The sequence below is a fragment of the Streptomyces laculatispora genome, assembly GCF_017353455.1.
Taxonomy (GTDB): Bacteria; Actinomycetota; Actinomycetes; order Streptomycetales; family Streptomycetaceae; genus Streptomyces; species Streptomyces laculatispora.
Genome location: NZ_JAFMPZ010000534.1, coordinates 1 through 13,499, shown reverse-complemented (window position 1 = coordinate 13,499; position 13,499 = coordinate 1). Strand labels below are relative to the sequence as shown.

General features: G+C 71.6%; 9 protein-coding genes and 3 tRNA genes. 4 read left to right on the top strand and 8 right to left on the bottom strand.

Annotated elements, in window-relative coordinates; all coding sequences use genetic code 11:
* Nucleotides 1-167: 167 nt before the first annotated feature.
* The 5 genes from J1C73_RS28250 to J1C73_RS28230 all read right to left on the bottom strand — a co-directional run bounded on the left by J1C73_RS28250 (nucleotide 168) and on the right by J1C73_RS28230 (nucleotide 9,255).
* On the bottom strand, nucleotides 168-2,303 hold the full coding sequence (locus J1C73_RS28250; RefSeq protein WP_307797814.1) for an FG-GAP repeat domain-containing protein: 2,136 nt from the start codon (nucleotides 2,301-2,303) through the stop codon (nucleotides 168-170).
* 50 nt (nucleotides 2,304-2,353) lie between these two features.
* The gene (locus J1C73_RS28245; RefSeq protein WP_242644816.1) at nucleotides 2,354-5,389 is read right to left on the bottom strand and encodes an FG-GAP-like repeat-containing protein; all 3,036 of its coding nucleotides are present in this window, start codon (nucleotides 5,387-5,389) and stop codon (nucleotides 2,354-2,356) included.
* A 244-nt stretch (nucleotides 5,390-5,633) separates the two neighbouring features.
* Nucleotides 5,634-7,943, bottom strand: a complete 2,310-nt coding sequence (locus J1C73_RS28240; protein WP_207318852.1) for a DEAD/DEAH box helicase — start codon at nucleotides 7,941-7,943, stop codon at nucleotides 5,634-5,636.
* Between the two features lie 210 nt (nucleotides 7,944-8,153).
* On the bottom strand, nucleotides 8,154-8,708 hold the full coding sequence (locus J1C73_RS28235) for a hypothetical protein (RefSeq protein WP_207318851.1): 555 nt from the start codon (nucleotides 8,706-8,708) through the stop codon (nucleotides 8,154-8,156).
* Nucleotides 8,709-8,904: 196 nt separating this feature from the next.
* Nucleotides 8,905-9,255 (bottom strand): metallopeptidase family protein, encoded by a 351-nt coding sequence (locus J1C73_RS28230; protein WP_185095426.1) that lies wholly within the window; start codon nucleotides 9,253-9,255, stop codon nucleotides 8,905-8,907.
* 85 nt (nucleotides 9,256-9,340) lie between these two features.
* On the opposite strand from J1C73_RS28230, the gene J1C73_RS28225 reads away from it, so the two are divergent.
* From J1C73_RS28225 to J1C73_RS28210, 4 genes are all read left to right on the top strand, one after another.
* The gene (locus J1C73_RS28225) at nucleotides 9,341-10,876 is read left to right on the top strand and encodes a metallophosphoesterase family protein (RefSeq protein WP_207318850.1); all 1,536 of its coding nucleotides are present in this window, start codon (nucleotides 9,341-9,343) and stop codon (nucleotides 10,874-10,876) included.
* 174 nt (nucleotides 10,877-11,050) lie between these two features.
* Nucleotides 11,051-11,123, top strand: a tRNA-Glu gene (locus J1C73_RS28220).
* 36 nt (nucleotides 11,124-11,159) lie between these two features.
* Nucleotides 11,160-11,234 (top strand) — tRNA-Asp (locus J1C73_RS28215).
* Between the two features lie 22 nt (nucleotides 11,235-11,256).
* Nucleotides 11,257-11,333 (top strand) — tRNA-Phe (locus tag J1C73_RS28210).
* 38 nt (nucleotides 11,334-11,371) lie between these two features.
* On the opposite strand, the gene J1C73_RS28205 is transcribed toward J1C73_RS28210, so the two are convergent.
* The 3 genes from J1C73_RS28205 to J1C73_RS28195 all read right to left on the bottom strand — a co-directional run.
* Nucleotides 11,372-12,256 (bottom strand): cytochrome c biogenesis CcdA family protein, encoded by an 885-nt coding sequence (locus J1C73_RS28205; RefSeq protein ID WP_207318849.1) that lies wholly within the window; start codon nucleotides 12,254-12,256, stop codon nucleotides 11,372-11,374.
* Complete coding sequence (locus tag J1C73_RS28200; protein WP_242644815.1) at nucleotides 12,253-13,086, bottom strand: DsbA family protein; 834 nt, start codon at nucleotides 13,084-13,086, stop codon at nucleotides 12,253-12,255. Before J1C73_RS28200 ends, J1C73_RS28205 begins: the two co-directional genes overlap by 4 nt.
* A gap of 61 nt (nucleotides 13,087-13,147) precedes the next feature.
* Nucleotides 13,148-13,499 (bottom strand): hypothetical protein (locus J1C73_RS28195; RefSeq protein WP_242644814.1); only part of this gene is annotated, 352 nt, incomplete at its 5' end.

Here is a 13,499-nt window from a genome sequence, read left to right as displayed (position 1 = left end):
GCCGTCGCGGGTGAGGGATCCGACGGACCGGAGGGGCTTGACCCGTCGGACGGACCGGACCGGGTCTCACGGGGGTTGTTTGTCATGCCCCCAGCGATTCCCTCGCCGGGGGCACGACATGCACTGACGACCCGGCCCCGTGGGACGGAGGCCGGGTCGTCAGTGCCTCAGAAGATCCCCTTGTACGTCTGCCACCCCGTGGCGATCTGCGTACGGGCCCCGAACGAGCCCTTGCCGTTGCCGTTGTTGCGGAACAGCTTCCCGGCCGGGTCGCGTACGACGATGTCGTTCCTGCCGTCGCCGCTCAGGTCTCCGACTCCCACCACCGCGTTGTACGAACGCCCCCAGTCCGAGAACACCTTCACCCGCGGCGCGAAGCTGCCGTTGCCCAGGCCGTTGTAGCGCCACAGGCCGCCGTCGCGGTCGTGGCCGAGCAGGTCGGGGCGGCCGTCGCCGGTGATGTCGCCGACGCCGGTGATCTGGGCGTACGTCTTCCAGTTGGTGAAGATCCTGGCCTTCGGCACGAACTTCCCGCCGGCCGCTCCCGCGTAGAAGTACATGTCGCCGGTGGACGTCTGACGGGCCACGAGGTCGGCCCGGCCGTCCCCGTTCAGATCGCCGGGCGAGGTCAGTACGTCGTACTGCTGCCAGCCCGTGCCGATCGTGGTGTGCTTGCCGGCCGGCGTGTACCCGGAGGTGCCGCAGCGGCCGGCGTACTGGCGCAGTTCGCCGCCCGGCATCCGTACGAGCAGTTCGGAGCAGCGGTCGCTGCCGGTGTCCGCGAACGGTACGGCGAGCGTGCCGGCCGGCCAGCCGGAACCGGACTTCTTGCCGTCGAAGCTGCCCGGGGTCTGCCCGAACTGGACGGTCAGACCGCCGGAGGAGTTGAGGGTGACCAGGTCGCCGATGCTGTATCCGCCCTGGTCGTGGAAGCCCGCCACGGCGCCGCCCACCCCGATGGTCCCGCTGGTGGTGTACGTCCCGGACCCGTCCTCGGCCGTCGCCTTCAGGGTCCAGGCGTGCCGGCCGCTGCCCGTGTATCCGCCCGCGTCCGTCCGGCCGTCCCAGGCGACGTCCGCCTCGGTGCCAGAGCCGGCGCCCTTCAGGGTGCGCACCGTACTGCCGGTCCAGTCCTTGACGGTGTACGTCCAGTTGACGGGCTTGTTGAACTGCCAGGTGCTGAGCCACGCCTCCAGGCCATTAACGCCCTTGATGTCGATGGAGGTGTCGCCGACGTCGGAGGCGATCTTCGCGAGGGGCTGCGCGGGCACTTCGCTGGGCACGATGTGGACGGAGTTCGCGGCATCGACGTACGCGATGTCCCCGCCGAACTTGTCCACCGCCCAGGTCAGCCGCCGCTGGTCGGCGGTCTTCCCGGCGGGCAGGTCGGCCACCGCCCGGGTGACCGTCGCCTTGCCGGTGTGGAAGTCGGTCAGCAGCAGCTTTCCGGCGGTCCGGTCGTGCCGGACGAGGTACCCGTCGCCGACGAGGGCGGGCCCGGACGGCACGGTGAACGACTTTTTCGCCGTCCGGTCGTACACACCGGCCGCCCCGGTCGTCCCGCAGTTCCAGTAGACCCAGCGTCCGACCGCACGGACCTCCTTGATCACACAGGGGGCGCCGGTGGCCGCCTTCTCCACCACCTTGTTCTTCTCGATGTCGGTCGCGGTGAGCGCACCCGTGGTGGAGGCCGCCGCCCAGAGCGAGGTGCCCCAGACGGAGGCCGCGGTGGGGCTGCGGACGATGGGGTCGGCGTTCGCGTGGTAGCTCGGGTACATGTCGGCCCGCTGCTTGACGGGGGCTCCGCCGTTGACGACATAGGCGCGGGCCGTCAGGTCCACGAGCTTCGCGGTGCCCTCGGGGTAGTGGACATCGCCCCCGTGGTACGAGTCCCCGGGCCGCCGGAACTGGACGCTCTCGGTGCCGGCGTCGTCGCCGTCGACGAAGACGACGCCGTAGTCCCCGTGGCCCGAGGCGACCAGCTCCACGCAGGAGCCCATGTCGCAGGGCACCGTCCTGAAGTGCGCGCCGTTGGCGAAGGGCCCGGCGTACGACCGGCTCTCCCGCGCCCCCACGGTCACGCCGTCGGCGGACACCCGGCGCTCGAAGACCATCGCGTCACCGCCGCCGCTCCGCTCCGTGGTGACCAGCCGCCCACCGGCGAAGTCGAGGCCGCGGACGCCGGTGGTCACCACGGTGGCCGGAGCCCCGGCAGGGGTGGCCGTGGCGGGTACGGCGGCCGTCGCGAGGACGGTCGCCCCCAGCGCGGCCCCCACCAGTGCCGTACGGCCACGAACGAACACGGTCAACGAAATCCCCTCCCGGGCGACAGACGGAATACTGCGTACGCGCATCAGGACAGCCACGCGTACATCTGCCAGCCGCCGCCGACCTTCACCCGCGCGGCCAGGCCGCCCTTGCCGTCGCCCCGGTAGCTCCACAGTGCCCCGGACGTGTCCCGCGCCAGCAGATCCGCCTTGCCGTCGCCGTTCAGGTCACCGGCCCCGACCATCGAGTCGTACATGGTCCAGCCCCAGCCCACCTTGACCCGCGCCCCGAGCGTCCCCTTGCCGGTGGCCGGGTAGCGCCACACCCCACCGGAACCGTCCCGGGCCAGCAGATCGCCCTTGCCGTCGCCGTTCAGATCGCCCATCCCGGCCAGCAGGTACTTCTGCCAGCCGGTGCCGATCCTCACGCGCGGCTCGAAGAAACCGTCGCCCTTGCTCTTGTACAGGTACAGGGACCCGGTCGAGGTCTCGCGGGCGAGCAGGTCCGCGTGGCCGTCCCCGGTCAGATCGCCGGGCGAGGTGAGCGCGTTGAAGATGTTCCAGCCCGTACCGATCTTCGTGTACGGGGTGGTGGGCTTCAGCGCGGCACCGCACGCAGGCTTGTACGTGCGCAGTTCGCCGGTCTTCATCCGCACCAGCACGTCGTTGCAGCGGTCACCGCTGACGTCCTCGAACGGCACGGTCGCCGTCACGGTGTTCGCGCCCGTCCAGCCGGAGCCGGAGAACTTCGTCTCGACCCGGCCCGTACCCGTGCCGGCACGCCAGTCGGCCACCCCGGCCGGGGTGAACGCGAGCAGGTCGCCGAAGCCGTCGTTGCCCACGAAGTCCCGCGCCACGGCGGCGCCGCCGGACAGCTTCACCGTGCCCGAGGTGGTGAGGGCCGCGCCCTGGCCGTCGGCGGGCTTCGCGGTGAGGGTCCAGGTGTACGCGCCGTTGGCGACCAGCCGCCCCGCCGCGTCCTTCCCGTTCCACCCCGCCTTCACCAGCCCACGCGCCTCACCGCCCGTGAGCGTGCGGACGGCCGCACCCGTCGCCTTGTTCTTCAGCGTCAGCTGCCAGGACGCGGCGGGCTTCGACAGCCACCAGCGGGGCGACCAGGACGCGCTCGCGGCACGGACCGACGCGGCGGCGGCCGTGTCCCGGACAAAGAGCGCGGAGGTCTTCACACCGGAGGGAACGACGTGGACGTTCCCTGCCTTGTCCGCGTACACGAGCGGGCCGCCGAACCGGTCGAGGGTCCAGCCCTCGCCCGGCTCGGCGTTGGCCGGGCTGCCGACGGTGCGCGTTCCGGCCGTACCCCGCACATCGGTCACCCGGAGGACGCCGTCCTTCTCCCAGCCGACGTATCCGTCGCCGAGCATGGCGGACCGGTGGGCCGGGAGCCGGACCGACTTCTTCGTGACGGTGCCGTACACCCCCGACGTCGTCTCCCCGCACTCCCAGTAGAGGTCGGTGCCGTTCGCCCGCAGGTCCGTGATGTTGCAGTCACCGACGTCAACGGTGCGGACGGCCTTGCCCGTCCGCACGTCGAGTGCCTGCACGACCCCGGCAGTGGCGCCCTCGACCCAGAGCGTGCTTCCGTCGATCGCGAAGGCCGGCAGGTACTGCTGCTGGGCCGGGCCGGTGTAGACCGCCTTCCCGGTGTCCAGGTCGATGACCTGGAGGCGCGGCCGGTAGTCCTCGGATGCCGGGCCGGGGATCCTTGCCACGGTGTAGCGTCCGGACGCCTGCATGGTGTCGTGCGGCTGCTGGTACGTGGACTGGTCGTTGACCTTCCGGGCCGGCAGGACCGCCGTCTCGTCGAGAACGCTCAGCCCGTCGCCGTTGATCCCCTGGTACGCCAGCCGGCCGTCACCGGTCGACTGAACCTCCTCGCACCAGTCCTGGTCGCATCCGGCGTAGTCGTTGAACAACCCCCGGTCCTCGCGCGCCGCAGCCGTCGGGCCGCCGCTCACCGAGATGTCGGTGCGGCGCAGCCGCGCCTGGCGGAAGGGGATTCTGTCGATGGTGTGCATACGGCCCTGGGCCATGCTCATGCCCTCGACCACGGTCGGAATGGCCAGCACTTCGGCGACCCGGCCCGTCGACAGCGCCCCGTCCGTTCCCGACCGCAACGCGTACACCGAATACGCCGCGCCCTGCTTCTCGGGTGCCCTGCCCAGAAGCATGGTCCCGTCGGGCTCGAACGCCGCGATCGACGCCGCACGGTCCAGGACCACCCGCTCGGGGCCGCCGGTCACCGGGACCGCCAGGACGGTGTGGTCGGCAACCGAGGGGTCCGGGGAACCACCCGTGGTGGAAGGACGGGTGAACAGCACGTCGTTGCCCACCACTCCGAGCATCTGTGCCGGACTCACATCGGGGAGGGTGAGCTCATGGGCGGGCTTCGAGAGGTCCGACAGGTTCCACACCCGGTAGGTGTCCCTGTTGCCGAACCGCTCGACGACCTGCGGGCCGCTCCCGTTCACCTGGTTGTCGAAGAGCGCCGTGGGACGGAGTCCGGATGCGTCCAGCCGGTACACGACCGGCCGGCTGTTCACCATGGCCCTGACGAACATGCCGTCCCGGTCGCCGTGCCCCTCGACGCTCAGCGCCGTGGCCCCTGCCGGCAGGCCGGTCACCGAGCTGTCCACCACCTGGCCGTTCTCCCAGGTCAGGAGGTGAATGATGGCGACCCTGTCGGCCTTCTGCTCGATCGTGACGACGGTGGCGCCGTAGATCGCCCGGTACCACTGGCCGGCGGGGACCGTGAGGGTCCACTCCTGACCCGTGCCCATGTCCCGCTGGACAGGATTCGACGTACCGGTGAACGTCACCACGTCGGTACCGGACACCTGGGCCACCCGCAGGCCGGCCGGAACCGCTACCGCCCGGGTGGAACCATCGGCGTACGAGGTCCAGTTGTAGCCCTCACCGGCCTGCCCCCACAGATAGCCGGACGCCCCGGCACCGACCAGGCGGCCGGCGTTGGGGTTCTGGTTCTGCCCCGCGGGGATGACGAGCTCGGCCGGCGGCGGGGCTGCGGCGCCTGCCGCGAGGGGCACGAACCCCGCCCCGATACCAAGGGCCGCGATCATCGCGACAGCGCTGCGTACAACCATGTGGCGTCTCAAACCCAGTCCCTCCCGGGAACTTCAAGAAGAGCATGAGGAGGACGCGGCAGCGTGCCGCGGTCTGTGCGAAGTGTGAAAGCCCCCCGGCCCCAACCCCTCATGCAAGTGGGCCGACTTTAACAGCAGTCCCACAGGCGGCGACAGGGAGATTCGAACCGGTTCAAACGGAACAGGGCCCGCACACCACCGAAGTGATGTACGGGCCCTGATCAGCAGTCAGGCGATCGGACGATCAGCCGTTGCGCTTCCAGCGCGGCTTGTCGTCGCGGCGGCCGAAGGAGCCGGTGCTCGTGCCGGTTCCCGTGGAACGGTGGTCGTCACGGCGACCGGTCGGGCGGTCGCTGCCGCCGGAGCGGAAGCCGCCCGCCGGACGGTCGTCACGACGGTCACGGTTGACCGGACGGTCGCCGCCGGAGCGGAAGCCACCGGACGGACGGTCGTCACGACGGTCGCGGTTGAACGACGGACGGTCGTTGTCGCGGTTGAACGCCGGGCGGTCGTTGTCACGACGCTCGAAGGAACGGCCGCCACGGTCGCCGCCGCGGTCGTCACGACGGTCGTTGCCGCCGGAGCGGAAGCCACCGGACGGACGGTCCTCACGACGGTCGCGGTTGAACGACGGACGGTCGTTGTCGCGGTTGAACGACGGGCGGTCGTTGTCACGACGCTCGAAGGAACGGCCGCCACGGTCGCCGCCGCGGTCGTTGCTGCCGCGGAACGACGGACGGTCGCTGCTGCCGCGGTAGCCGTTGCCACCGGTGGGACGGCCACTGCGCTCGCCGACCCGGTCGTTGCCGCCACGGTATCCACCGCGGTCGCCGCCGCGGTTGTCCCGGCGCTCGAAGTTGCCGCGGTCGTCGCGGCGCTCCTCGCGCGCGGCCTGCTGCTCCGGCACGGAAGCGGCGGCCGCGAGTGCGGCCTCCGCCTCGGCGGCGACCTCGGCCACCGCTGCCTCGGGGTCGTCGCCCCGCTCGCGTGCGGCACGGGCGACCAGGCGGTCGGCCTCCTCGCGCAGCTCCACGGCACGGCGCTGGATGCGCTCAAGCTGCTTGGTCAGGTCGGCGGCCTCGCGCTCGGCCTGCTTGGCGGCGTTGTTCGCGGAGTCGGCCTGGACCTCGGTGAGCGAACGCGCACCGGTGATCTCGGCGACCTCCGGCTCGAAGACGCCCGCGCCCTGCACCATGTGGCGCGAGGCGTCGACGCCCGCGTCCTCCATCAGGCGGAAGATCTGACGGCGCTGGTGCGGCAGCGCCAGCGAGACGACGACACCGGACTTGCCGGCACGGGCGGTACGGCCCGAGCGGTGCAGGTAGTCCTTGTGGTCACCGGCCGGGTCCACGTTCAGGACCAGGTCGATGCCGTCGACGTGGATACCGCGCGCCGCGACGTCGGTCGCGACCAGCGCGTTGACGTAGCCCTTCTTGAAGTCCTCGAGAACGCGGGTACGGGCGCCCTGGGTCATGCCGCCGTGCAGCGCGTCCGCCTTGACGCCCGCCTCGACGAGCTGCTCGGCGATGCGGTCGGCGCCCAGCTGGGTGCGGACGAAGATGATCGTGCGGCCCTTGCGGGCGGCGATGGCGGAGGTGACCGGCGCCTTGTCCTTCGGCTTCACGACGAGGACGTGGTGCGACATGGTCGAGACGTTGCCCTGGGCGGAGTCGACCTCGTGGGTGACCGGGTTGCTCAGGTAGCGCTTGACCAGGGTGCCGATCTCGTTCTCCATGGTGGCGGAGAAGAGCATCCGCTGGCCGCCACCGGGGATCTGGTCGAGCAGCTCGGTGACCTCGGGCAGGAAGCCCAGGTCGGACATCTGGTCGGCCTCGTCGAGGACGGCGACCTGGACGTTCTCCAGGGAGCAGGCGCCCCGGTTGATGATGTCGCGCAGTCGGCCCGGGGTGGCGACGAGGACGTCGACACCGCGCTCCAGCGCGTAGATCTGGTTGCCCATCGACGTACCGCCGCAGACGACCTTCATCTTCAGGCCGAGCACGTCACCGTACGGCTGCAGCGCGTCCGCGACCTGCATCGCGAGCTCGCGGGTCGGGGTGAGGATGATCGCGCGGGGCTTCTTCTTCTCGGTGTGGCCGCCGGCCAGCGAGGCCAGCGTCGGCAGACCGAAGGAGAGGGTCTTGCCGGAGCCGGTACGGCCACGGCCCAGGATGTCCTTTCCGGCCAGGGCGTCCGGGATGGTCGCTGCCTGGATCGGGAAAGGCGCGGTCACACCGTTCTGCGCGAGCTTGCGGACGATGCCCTCGGGCAGGCCCAGGTCGCTGAAGGTGACGGTCGGCTCGGCGTCCGCCTCGTCGGCGGCGGAGTCGGTGTCGGCCTGCTCGGCCTGAGGAGCGTCGGTGACGTCCTGCTCGGCCTTCTCGACCTGCTCGGCCTTCTCGGCCTGAGGAGCGTCGGTGTCGGCCTGGGGAGCCGCGATGTAGTCCTTGATGGAGACGGCGGACTCGGCGACAACGGCCTCTGCGGCCTCGACGAGCTCGTCGTTCTCGATGTTCTCGGGCAGCACGGTGTGGTCAGAACTGGAAATTGACATGCGAAATGCGAAACCTTCCGGAGTCTCGGCACGCGCCCGTAACTCCGTGTTTTCGCAATTTCGACCGCCTCAATGCGGTCCAGCCACGGCAAGGGAGAGTACGCGCCACACGGCGCTCTTCTGTGTCGGCGCCGGGCAATGGATCAAACGATCTACTACCATACGCACTAACCCCGGCATCGCGCAAGCCGACCCCCGCCGGCCACCCCCTCAAGCCGGTCCCACCTGCGGTGATGCCTCCGGGGTCCGCATGTCGTCCACGTTGCCCTGCGCGCCCATCGCGTCGTTGCGGAGCTGCGCGGCGGGCGACGCCGAAGGGACCGCCGGCGGCTCCGACGGCTCCGGCTCGGGCTCCGGCGGAACCGACGGCTCAGGGGCCTGCGGCTCGGACGGAGCCGGGGGGTCCGGCCGCTCCGGGACCCCTGGCTCCGACGGCTGGAGCGGCGGCGCCGACAGCCGGCCGCCCCGGACCCGGCCGGGCTCGGCGGACCCCGTGCCGGGACTGTCCGAGGGGCCGGCGGAGGCACTCGGGGCGCCGGACTCGGCGGCCTCCCGCTCGGAGTGCGCCTCGGCGCCACCGGTACGGGCCCGGCCGGTACCGGCCGCCGTGGAGCCGTCGGGGCCGGCCACCGCCCCCTTCGGTGCGGCGGACCGCGAGGGCGCCGGTTTCCCGCCGCCGTCGCCGACGCTCATACAGCCTGTGGACGCGGCGATCGTCACAGCGGTGACGGCCGCCCAACGGACGGGGACGGACAACTGGCGCACGGGGGCACCTCCGGGGGGCGCGAAGAAGGACGAGGCGGTACGGAAACGAGCCGGGCAGCGCTGTGCCCAACTCCCGCCGCCCCGCCGGGGACACGCCCCGGGACCGGCCCGCACCTCATTCACACCTCGGGCTTCCGTTTGGATCAGGCCGGAACCCGCGGGCCCGGCCTGATCCGGACGCGTGGCCCTCGCCGCCTCACCCGTAACCCAGCGCGTGCAGCCTCTCGTCGTCGATGCCGAAGTGGTGGGCGATCTCATGGACCACCGTGATCTCCGTCTCGGCGACAGCGTGCTCGCGCGACTCGCACATCCGCAGCGTCGGCCCGCGGTAGATGGTGATCCGGTCCGGCAGCACGCCCGCGTACCACTCACCGCGCTCGGTCAGCGGCGTGCCCTCGTAGAGCCCGAGCAGATCCGGATCGTCGGCCTCCGGTTCGTCCTCGACGAAGACCGCGACGTTGTCCATCAGCCGGGTCAGCTCCGGCGGGATCCGGTCCAGCGCCTCGCCGACCAGTTCCTCGAACTCTTCCCGCGTCATCTCCAGCACCCCGTCATTGTCACGCACCGCCGCCGGACGCGCCCCGAGGTGCCCGGAGCGCATACCTCCCTGCGGACCGGGGCACAGTCGCCCCATGGCCCGCGACCCGTTCCGCGCCGCAGCAGCCCGTGTCCGGCACCGCCCCCGGCCGCGCACCGGCCGCCACGCCTGCGGCGCGCTCGTCGCCCCGCCGCGCCCCTTCGCCCGCGCGCTGGGTCTGGTCACCGTCGTGCTGTTCGGCGCCTGGCTCGGGCTGCTGGCCGTCGGCAGTGTGCGTACGACCGTCGGCCCGATGGACACGACGATGACCCTGCGCCCCTCGCTCAGCGGCGGCACCAAGATCAACGTGTCCCCGCTCGGCGCCCTGGAACTGGACTCGCACCACGCCCCGGTCCGGCTCGACGTCGATGTCGACCGCCTCGACCCGGTCCGCTCCGAGGCCCTGGTCCAGCACCCCGAACGGCTCTCCGGGCTGGAGGACGAGGTCACCGGGGACGTCGCCGCCGGCACCCGCGAGCTCGCCGTGCGCTCCTGCGTCGCGGTCGTCTCCGGGGCCACCGCGCTGGGTCTCGCGGTCTACCGCAGGCCCCGCCGCGCACTCGCGGCCGGCGGGCTCGCGCTCTCGCTGCTGGCCGCCTCGGGGGTCGGCGCGTACGCCACCTGGAACCCGAAGTCGGTCCTGGAGCCCCGGTTCTCCGGCCTGCTCTCCAGCGCCCCCTCCGTCGTCGGCGACGCCCGCTCGATCGTCACCGACTTCGACGTCTACCAGCGGGAGCTGGCCCGGCTGGTCACCAACGTCACCAGGCTGTACGACGCCACCTCGACACTCCCCGTCTACAGCCCGGACCCCGCCACGCTCCGCGTCCTGCACGTCTCCGACATCCATCTGAACCCCGCGGCCTGGCACATCATCGGCTCGCTCGTCGAGCAGTACGACATCGACGTGATCATCGATTCGGGCGACACGATGGACCACGGCGCCGCCGTCGAGAACAACTTCCTCGACCCGGTCGGCGATCTGGGCGCCCCCTACGTCTGGGTCCGCGGGAACCACGACTCCGCGGTCACCCAGAAGTACCTGGAGCACGCCAAGCGGTTCAAGAACGTGCACGTGCTGGACGAGGGCCGGGCGGTGAACGTCGGCGGGCTGCGGGTGGCGGGCATCGGGGACCCGGAGTTCACCCCGGACCGCACCGGGCCCGAACAGGCCGAGGACGTCGAACGGACGGCGGGCCTGCGGCTGGCGGCCGCCCTGCGCGAGCAGCGGCGGGCCGGCACCCCGGTCGACATCGCCGTCACCCATGAGCCGGCCGCGGCCCGGGAGACGGACGGCACGGTCCCGCTCGTGCTGGCCGGTCATGTGCACCACCGGCAGAACGAGGTGATGAAGCTCGGCACCCGGCTGAAGGTCGAGGGCTCCACGGGCGGCGGCGGGCTGCGCGCCGTACAGAACAAGAAGCCGGAACAGGTGCTCGCGTCGGTGCTCTATCTGGACCGCTCCACCCGGCGTCTGCAGGCCTGGGACGAGATCACGCTGGGCGGTCTCGGCCTGACGACGGCCGAGGTCAGCCGCCATCTGCCGGAGGAGAAGCCGGCCGACGCGACGCCCTCCCCTATTCGGTTTGGCTGACACCGAAACGCCGTAGTACAGTCTCCGACGTGCCCAAGGGCGCCGGTCAGGGCTTGGCCGTTCTGGAACCTCAAAGGTTGCGGAAGAAGCGGAACCTCTCGAGGGGAAGCGGAGTCACATGCTTCTTACGTTCCCTCGGGCGACAGATGAAGAAGCGACTGTATGAGCAGTTCTGCCCTCATCGTCTAGTGGCCCAGGACGCCGCCCTTTCAAGGCGGTAGCACGGGTTCGAATCCCGTTGGGGGCACGCACAACCTGTGCGACACTTAGTCGCACAAAGCTTGGTCCTGTGGAGCAGTTTGGAGTGCTCGCCACCCTGTCAAGGTGGAGGCCGCGGGTTCAAATCCCGTCAGGACCGCTGCAGCCCGTATGAGCTGCGTGGCTGGGTAGCTCAGTTGGTACGAGCGATCGCCTGAAAAGCGATAGGTCGCCGGTTCGATCCCGGCCCCAGCCACCACCCGAAGGCCCCGTCCGGTGGACGGGGCCTTCGTCGTGTCAGACACCCTCCCGGTCGGCGGTGTTCAGCTCGTCCGCGGTGTCCGTGGCCTCTGCGGCCTCCGCACGGCGGCGGCGCCCGGCCCGTACCGCGAGCATCAGCAGCACCACGGCCACCACCGCGACCAGCATCACCACATCCGGCACATGCTCGCCGACACCCTGGGCCCACTGCTCGACGGCGAACGACTGGTCCACGTCCAGCAGCCCGGGCAGCGCGGTCGTCCCGTCGTACACCAGGAACATGGCGCCGAGCCCGATGAAGAAGAGCCCCGACAGCAGTGACGTGGTGTGCAGTTCGAAGCGGCCGAGCCGCAGGACACGCCCGCGCAGCCACGCCCGGCGGCCCAGGTCGAACCGTTCCCAGAGCAGCGCGAGCAGGAAGAGCGGTACCGCCATGCCCAGTGCGTAGACGGCGAGCAGCAGCCCGCCGTACGCCGGGCTGCCGCTGACGGCCGCCACGGTGAGGACGCTCCCGAGGATCGGTCCCGCGCAGAAGCCGGCCAGTCCGTAGACCGCTCCGAGCGCGTAGACCGATACGGCGGTCGTGGGACGGATCCGGCCGCTGAGGGCGGCGATCCGCCGTGAGGCGAAGCCGAGCCCGACGATCTGGGCGGCGCCGAGCCCGATGATCAGCCAGCCCGCGCCGAGGACGAGGGCGTCGCGGTGGCTGTAGAAGAGCCGTCCGGCGTACGAACCCGCCGCGCCCAGCGGGACGAGGGTGGTGGCCAGGCCCGCGTAGAAGATTCCGGTCCGGGCGAGCAGCCGCGAGGTGGAGTTGATGGAGTACGCGAAGAAGGCGGGGAGCAGCAGGGCGCTGCACGGGCTGAGCAGCGCCAGCAGCCCGCCGAGAAGCGCGGCGAAGTAGCCGATCCCGGCCGTCACTTCGCGGCGCCCTTGGCGTCCTCGCCCGCGTTGCCGGGCTTCTTCGCCCGCTCCGCCGCCTGCTCGATGGCCTGGTCGAAGGTCTGCGTCGACTGCGCCCCGGCGATCGGGCGGCCGTTGATCAGGAACGACGGGGTGGAGGTCGCGCCGATTCCGTACCCCTGCTCCTGGTCCTTGCTCACCGCGGCCGCGGCCGCGGCACCGTCCGCGTCGGCCTGGAAGCGGTCGAGGTCGGCCACCCCCGCCTGCTGGGCGAGCGCCTTCAGCCGGTCCTTGCCGAACCCCTTCTCCTTGACCCCTTCGGCATACGCGGCACTGTGGAACTGCCAGAAGCGGCCCTGCTGTCCGGCGGCCCAGGAGGCGCGCGCCGCGGCCTCGGACTCGGCGCCGAAGATCGGGAAGTTGCGCCACTCGATGCGCAGGGTGCCGTTGTCGACGTACTTCTTCACCAGGGCCGGTTCGGTGTCCCTGGCGAACTTCGCGCAGTAGCCGCACTTGAAGTCGGCGTACTCGATGAGGACGACGGGTGCGTCCGCCCGGCCCTGTGCCAGCTTGTCGCCGGCGTCGCGCCGGGCCAGCTTCGCCAGCTCGGGGTAGACGCCGGCATCGGGCTCCGCGGTGACATCGGCGACCGCGGAGGAGCCGGAGTCCGGGGAGTCGGGGGCGGTGGCCCGGTAGGAGACGTAGCCGAACAGGGCGGCGGCGACGACGATCCCGGCGCCGTAGACGAGCGGCTTCCTCGACTTGGCGGCCTTGTTCGGCCTGCCCGGCTTGTTGGACTTCGGGGACGGCTTGGACGTGGACGTGGACGTGGACATGGACTTGGACATGCGGAACTCCGTGTTGGCGATGCGGGAGAGGTGAGGGGACGGCCGTGGAGGTGCGGGCCGTCTACACCCTCAGTACGGAGAGTTCCACCGGGCCGGGCGCGGCCGCGTCGGGCCCGCGCAGCGCCGTCGGAGCGGGCGGCCTGACCGGCCCCGGTCCGGTGGCGACGGGCAGGCCCCATTCGGCGAGGCCCGGCGCCTGGTCCTGGGCCCCTCGGGCCCGGCCGGGAACGGCGGGCTCGCCGCCCTCGCGCTTCCCGCCCCTGCCGCAGCCCGGAACCCGGTCCCCGCTGTCCGTGGCGACTGCCACGGCCGGCACCGGGTCCGGGGCCGGTACCGGGGCCAGTACCGGGGCCGCCACGACGGCCGCCGCCCGGACCGGCGCCGCGACTGCCGTCCGGGCCGCCGTCGACTGT